This window comes from Pseudonocardia lacus (assembly GCF_018531445.1).
GTDB lineage: Bacteria > Actinomycetota > Actinomycetes > Mycobacteriales > Pseudonocardiaceae > Pseudonocardia > Pseudonocardia lacus.
In genome coordinates, this window is record NZ_JAHDTH010000501.1 from 1 (window position 1) to 578 (window position 578).

Genomic DNA, 578 nt, shown 5'->3' on the forward strand with positions numbered 1-578 from the left:
GTGGTCGGCGGGCCGCCGGCGGTCCGCGGTGGTGGGGCGGTCCCGCAGCCGGCCAGCGCCACCCCCGCGGCGAGCGCGGCCACCGGGGCCCACCGCCGCATCCCTGTTCGCACCATGTCGTCCCCAGTCCGCCCGGTCGTCCCGTCGGTCAGCCCGCCTGGGCGACCAGAATCCCGATGATCTTCGCGGCGCGCTCGTCGGTGCCCCACGCCGCCGCCAGCTCGGCCGCGTCCCGCTCGGTGTAGCCGGCCCGTTCGAAGCCGTCGACCAGCGCGTCGGCGCCGCTCGGGTCGTCGACGGCCAGCGGGGTGCCGGTGCGCAGCGCCTTCATCGCCACCGCCTTGGCCTCCGGGTAGAACTCCAGCCCCCAGGCCTGCTCGATGGCGGTGGCCTGCTCGCCGATGCGGGCCCGGTCGGCGTCATCGGGCAGGCCGGCGACCCCGGCGGCCACCTCGGAGAGGAACCCGCGGTCGAGGTCGGCCGGGTCGAAGGGACGGGGCGTCGGCGGGGCGGCGGGCCGCGCTGTGCTCGGCTCCGTGGCCGGCGCGGCCGGGCTGACGAGCGCCGACGGCGGGCCG

1 pseudogene is annotated in these 578 nt (G+C 79.1%); it reads right to left on the bottom strand.

Features of this window, described 5'->3' with window-relative positions:
* Nucleotides 1-148 precede the first annotated feature (148 nt).
* Nucleotides 149-578 (bottom strand): annotated as a pseudogene (locus KIK08_RS39340) (hypothetical protein); the annotation flags it as partial.